Annotated in this window: 5 protein-coding genes; 2 read left to right on the forward strand and 3 right to left on the reverse strand. The window is 68.9% G+C overall.

The features are described 5' to 3' along the window. Nucleotides 1-14 precede the first annotated feature (14 nt). The gene (locus Q4V64_RS44485) at nt 15-860 is read left to right on the forward strand and encodes an ABC transporter ATP-binding protein (protein WP_124437984.1); all 846 of its coding nucleotides are present in this window, start codon (nt 15-17) and stop codon (nt 858-860) included. Next, nucleotides 857-1708, forward strand: a complete 852-nt coding sequence (locus Q4V64_RS44490; protein ID WP_124437983.1) for an ABC transporter permease — start codon at nt 857-859, stop codon at nt 1706-1708. Before Q4V64_RS44485 ends, Q4V64_RS44490 begins: the two co-directional genes overlap by 4 nt. A 94-nt stretch (nt 1709-1802) precedes the next feature. On the opposite strand, the gene Q4V64_RS44495 is transcribed toward Q4V64_RS44490, so the two are convergent. The 3 genes from Q4V64_RS44495 to Q4V64_RS44505 form a co-directional block, all read right to left on the reverse strand. Beyond that, nucleotides 1803-3047 (reverse strand): cation:proton antiporter, encoded by a 1245-nt coding sequence (locus Q4V64_RS44495; protein ID WP_124437982.1) that lies wholly within the window; start codon nt 3045-3047, stop codon nt 1803-1805. 14 nt (nt 3048-3061) lie between these two features. Continuing rightward, nucleotides 3062-4789, reverse strand: a complete 1728-nt coding sequence (locus Q4V64_RS44500) for a tryptophan 7-halogenase (protein WP_124437981.1) — start codon at nt 4787-4789, stop codon at nt 3062-3064. Nucleotides 4790-4899: 110 nt separating this feature from the next. Next, nucleotides 4900-5226 carry an SCP2 sterol-binding domain-containing protein gene (locus Q4V64_RS44505; protein ID WP_124437980.1) on the reverse strand — a complete coding sequence of 109 codons (327 nt, stop codon included), beginning with the start codon at nt 5224-5226 and terminating at the stop codon, nt 4900-4902. Nucleotides 5227-5652: the final 426 nt, after the last annotated feature.

Here is a 5652-nt window from a genome sequence, read left to right on the forward strand (position 1 = left end):
CCGAGGCTGGAACCGTGACAGATGCGGTGCGAGTACACGGCCTGTGCAAGAACTACCACGGGGCTCCCGCAGTCGACGGTGTCGACTTGGACGTCGCCCATGGCGAGATCTTCGCGCTGCTGGGCCCCAACGGAGCCGGCAAGACCACGACCGTCGAGATACTGGAGGGCTTCCGCAAACGCGACGCCGGTGACGTCCGGGTTCTCGGTGAGGACCCACAGCGGGCGCCCCGGAGCTGGCGGTACGGCATCGGCCTGGTGTTGCAGAACGCCTCGGACATGGCCGACATGACCGTCGTGGAGACCGTGCGGCATTTCGCGGTCTACTACCCCGACCCCCGCCCGGTCGACGAGGTGATCGACATGGTTGGCCTGACCGAGAAGGCCGGCAAGAAGGTACGGACGCTCTCCGGCGGCCAGCGGCGCCGGGTCGACGTCGCGATCGGCGTGGTCGGGCGGCCCCGGCTGCTGTTTCTGGACGAGCCGACGACCGGGTTCGACCCGGAGGCCCGCCGCCAGTTCTGGGCGCTGATCCGTCGGCTCTCGGAACAGGACGCAACCACGATCCTGCTGACCACCCACTATCTGGACGAAGCCGAAGCACTGGCGCACAGGGTGGGCGTGATTTCCGCCGGACGCATCCTCGCCGTCGACACCCCGGCCGACCTGGGCGGCCGCGCGTCGGCCGAGGCCACGGTGCGCTGGGTCGAGGACGGCGAGCCCCGACAACTGCGCACCTCGGACCCCACCTCGGCCACGCTCGAGCTGGCCACCCGGTTCGGCGGCCCGATCCCCGGGCTGACCATCTCCCGGCCGTCCCTGGAAGACGTCTACCTCGACATGATCGGAAGCCCGAGATGACCACGGTGACCAGCGAAGCCCCGGCATCGACCCCGCGCGCGGTGAGGGAGCCGCCGGTCTGGCGCCTGTGCCTGGCCCGCGCCGGGGTCGAGCTGCGCCAGTTCTTCCGCGAGCGCACCGCCGTGGTCTTCACCTTCGCGCTGCCGGTCGTGCTGCTGATCATGCTGGGTTCGATCTTCGACAAGCAGATCAGCGAATCCGGCATCCCGGCCAGCCAGTTGCTGGTCGCCGGCATGATCGCCAGCGGGATCGGCTCGACCTGCTTCGTCAACCTCGCCACCAGCATCACCAGCGACCGGGAGGACGGCACCCTCAAGCGGCTGCGGGGCGTTCCGATGCCGCCGATCGCCTACTTCGTCGGGAAGGTCATCCTGGTCCTGGTGACCGCGGTGGCCGAGGTGGCGGTCATCCTCGCCGTCGGCGCGATCTTCTACGACCTGCCGCTGCCCACCGACGCCGATCGCTGGGCGACCTTCGCCTGGGTCTTCCTGGTGGGGGTGACCGGGTGCGCGCTGCTGGGCACCGCGATGAGCAGCGTCCCGCGATCAGTGCGCGGCGCGGCCCCCATCGTCAACCTGCCGTACCTCGTCCTGCAGTTCGTGTCGGGCATCTACATCGTGCCGATCACCACACTTCCCGGGGGGTTGCAGCAACTCGGCGCCGTGTTCCCGCTGAAGTGGATGGCACAGGGCTTCCGTTCGGTGTTCCTCCCCGACTCGGCGGCGGACATGGAAGTGGCCGGTACGTGGGAACACGGCCGCGTCGCGCTGATCCTGGCGGCATGGTGCCTCGCCGGCCTGGTCCTGTGCCTGACGACGTTCCGCTGGCAGGGACGTAAGGACGGCTGAGCCGTTCCCGCCCGCAGAGCACACCGACCGCACCACCGCTGTCATGGCGGCGATGCGGTCGGCGTGCTCTGCGGGCCGGGACGAACCCAGGTCGTCAGCCGGCCGTGGCTTCCAGCGGCTCGCGGGTCCGGGCGGGCGCTGAGCGGGTGGAGCGGTGCTCGATCAGGCGCAGGAGGGGAGGTGCCATCAACGTGGTGACCAGGGCCATCAGCACCATCACGGTGAACATCGTGGAGCTGATGATGCCGAGCTGGAGGCCGATGGAGAGGACCACCAGCTCGGTGAGGCCGCGGGTGTTCATCAGGACCCCGAGGGTGAGGGCGTCCGACCACCGTTCGCCGACGGCGCGGGCGGTCAGCGCGGTGCCGCCGAGCTTCCCGACGGTGGCGACGGCGATGACCAGGACGACGACGCCCCAGACACCGGCCGTGCGCAATCCCTCCACATGCGTCGAGAGACCGGTCATGACGAAGAACACGGGCAGCAGGACATGCGTCACGACCAGGTCGAGCCGCTCGTGCAGCGAGCGCTGCCACTGAGCCCGCCGCGGCATCACGGCACCCGCCATGAACCCGCCGAAGATGACGTGGATGCCCGCCCGGTCGGCGAACCAGGCCGCGAGCAGCGCGATCACCAGGGCCAGCCAGATCGGGACATCGGTGAGCCGGGCGAGCAGCGGCCGGACCACACCAAGCATGGCGACCACGTAGACGACCGCCAGGAGCAGCGTCCGCAGCCCGTCGCCCGCGCCGGTGGCACGGCTGAGCGAGATGACGAACGCCAGCAGGCACCAGGCCACGACGTCGTTGACGGCGGCCGACACCAGGCTCAGCGTGCCGATCCTGGTGCCGGCCAGCCCGGACTCCTGCAGCAGCCGGGCCAGGACGGGAAACGCGGTGATCGCCATCGCGGCGCCGAAGAACAGGCAGAAGACGAGTTTGTCCTCCCCGTCCCCGTAGGTGGGGTGGAGGACCAGGGCGAGTACGACGGCCAGCCCGAGCGGCACGACGATCGACGCCACCGCGACGGACGCGAGCCGCCTGCCGTGCCCGCGCAGCCGCCCGAAGTCCAGCTCCAGCCCGATCATGAACATGAACAGGACCAGGCCGACCTGGGCCAGCACGCCGAGGGCGGTGACGACGGACGCCGGGAACAGGTACGTACTGGCCGAAGGCGCGAGCAGGCCCAGCAGGCTCGGCCCGAGCAGGATGCCGGCGATGATCTCGCCGATGACCCTCGGCTGGCCGATCCGGCTGACGAGGCTTCCGACCGTCCAGGCGGCGAGCATGATGACGCCGAGCGCGAGCAGGGTCCAGACCTTGGGGTCGACGGTGTCCATGGTGTGGCCTTCCGTCAGGCCCGGGCCGGCTGGGCGGAGGGAACCCAGTCGTCGTCGACGATGCCGGCCGCGCGGTCCTCCTCGTAGATGTCGACCAGGCGCATCAGGTCGCTGTCCTTCCGCCACCGCTCGACCTGGTCGCGCATCGGCTCGTTGTCCTCCTCGACGGCGCCCTCGTCGAGGATCGCCTTGATCAGCTGGCCGGAGATCCGCTCGACCAGGCGCACGTTCTCGGCGAACTTCGCCTCGAACTCCTCGTCGTTCAACTCCGCCACCAGGCCGATGTGGGCCTGCTTCATGAACTCGTAGTCGTAGAAGCTGGCGAACGAGTCCCTGAGCTCCGACCGGTCCACGGCGTCCCACTCGCGGAAGAACCGCTGGACGTGGTTCATCGCGGCCTGGAAGCGGGCCAGGCCCCAGACGAGCTGCGGATGGTCGGCCAGGCGGCGGATCTTGTCGTGGAAGTAGAGCGGCGCCGGGACGGCCCAGTAGACGGCCGTGTCCCAGACGACCTTGGACTGCATCACCCGGGCGTTGCCCATCAGCGGGTACTGGTGGGTGTAGATGTCGAACCAGCCCTCGCCGATGGTGAGGTACATCTGGTTGTGGATCGCCGCCAGTTCGGTGATGTCCTCGCCGGCCAGGTCACGGCTGACGAGGTCGGTGATGAGACCGTTGCTGATCGAGATCATGTCGAAGCCGGGCGAGTAGAATGGGTCGAGGAAGAGCCCGGCCTCGCCCGTCAGGGCCCAGCGTTCGGCGGAGTACACCTGCTCGACGCTGTACGGGTAGTTCCGCAGCACCTTGAAGTCCTGCAGCTTGTCCTTGTGTTCCTCGACGACCCGGGCGCACTGCGGCTCGTGTTCGCGCAGCCAGTCCAGCGCCCGCTCGAAGCGGTTCATCGTGTCGAACGGGTGCACGTCGGGGTCGGCGACGATACCGATGCTGATCGAGTCGGAGGCCAGCCGGATCAGCCAGACCCAGTAGCCGCGGCCCATCAGGTGGTTGGTGGACAGCTCGCGGTGGCCCGAACGGATACGGCCCTGCCACGCCGGGTCGTCGGACCAGTCGTTGATGTCGATCGGCTCGGCGAGCCGGAACCAGACCGCGCCGGCCCGGTGCTCGGACTCCTTGGTCAGTCCGAGCTTGCGCTTGAGCAGCGAGGACCGGCCGGAGGCGTCCAGCGCCCAGCGCGCCTCGACCTCCTGCGTCCCGCCGTCCAGGCACTCGATCGCGAGGCGGTGCCGCTGCCCGGGCCTCAGGTCTACGTCCTTCACCTTGCCGTAGACGAAGGTGACGCCGCGCTCGGCCAGGTCGGCGGCGAGGTGGTTCTCCAGCCGCCCGCGGTCCAGCTGGAAGCTGCTGACCTCGTGCGGTGGCAGAACCGAGTGGCCGACCTCCGCCCGGCGGGTGATGTCTTCGTTGCCCTCGGCGCTGAAGAACATCCGGATGCCGAACTTGTCGAGCTGGTGCTCCGTCAGGTGCTCGGTCAGACCCAGGACGTCCCGCAGGTAGCGGCCACCGATCTCGACCGTCGACTCACCCACCTTGTGGGCCGCTTCGGGAACCGGGTGCCGCTGACGCTCGACCACCAGGATGCTGATGTCCTCACACGCCTGCTTGAGTTGCAGGGCCAGCGTCAGGCCGGCCGCCCCGCCACCCATGATGGCGGCGTCGTACTGGTGGACCTGCGGCGGATTCGGCTGCGGGTGACCGCCGGCCTCGACGGCGTCCTGAGACATGGTCGTCCCCTTCATCGTGCCAATGTCATTGGAGTAAGTGCTGTGGGCCCCGCCGCGACGCCCACCCACCGGACGCCGCCAGCCGGAGCGCTAGGGGGTGTTTTGACCCCCTAGGCCGCCTGTGAGCCGAAGAACTCGGCGGACCTCGTGGCGAGCATCGTGTCGCCGGTGACCTTGAGCCGGCCGGTCATGAACGCGCGCATCGCGTCCTGCCGGCCCTGGGCGATCGCGATCCACGTCTCGGTGTCGGTGGTGAAGGTGGTGTCGGGTTCCTCGACACCACCGGGGACCAGCCGTCCTTCGCCGTCCACGATCGCGAAGGCCCACACTCCGGGGTCCGCGTCCGTGATGTTCCACTGGAGGGTCTTGGTCAGCCCCGCCGCGGCGGACGAGTTGAAGCGAGCCGGAAGGGCCTCGAAGAACTGGTGCACGTCCATGGCCCGACGTCCCTTCTGTTGCTCGTCGACTCGGGCTGGCGGACGGCCTTCCCGGGAAACCGGTCCGACCGTCACCGCTACCGCTGGAAACTAGCCGCCGCGCGCGGTGGTTCAGAGCCCCTACGTTGCCCCTACGCCCCCTGCCCCGCGCCGTACGCCGCCGTCCAGGGACCGCGCCCCCGGAAAAGGGCGACTCGGGCCCGTCCGGCACCGCAGCCTGCCCCGGAGCCACCCCGCGCGATACCGACCGGGCCGACGAAGATCAATCAGATATGGCAGAAAAGAGGTGAATTGGACTGAATTGCTCCTAGGGGTGTGGTAGGAGCTGCGGCGAAAAGCGCAGGTGGATAGCCTCCCCGCACCTGTTCCTTTTTGCCGAATGGTGGGCGTCAGATGATGAGTTCGTCCAAGGAATCCGGAGCTTCT

Origin of the sequence: Streptomyces sp. NL15-2K (genome assembly GCF_030551255.1) — a bacterium.
GTDB lineage: Bacteria > Actinomycetota > Actinomycetes > Streptomycetales > Streptomycetaceae > Streptomyces.

Coding starts and splice junctions, on each gene's coding strand:
- Q4V64_RS44505 (WP_124437980.1), bottom strand. CDS start 5,226: ATGGACGTGCACCAGTTCTTCGAGGCCCTTCCGGCTCGCTTCAACTCG.
- Q4V64_RS44495 (WP_124437982.1), bottom strand. CDS start 3,047: ATGGACACCGTCGACCCCAAGGTCTGGACCCTGCTCGCGCTCGGCGTC.
- Q4V64_RS44490 (WP_124437983.1), top strand. CDS start 857: ATGACCACGGTGACCAGCGAAGCCCCGGCATCGACCCCGCGCGCGGTG.
- Q4V64_RS44500 (WP_124437981.1), bottom strand. CDS start 4,789: ATGTCTCAGGACGCCGTCGAGGCCGGCGGTCACCCGCAGCCGAATCCG.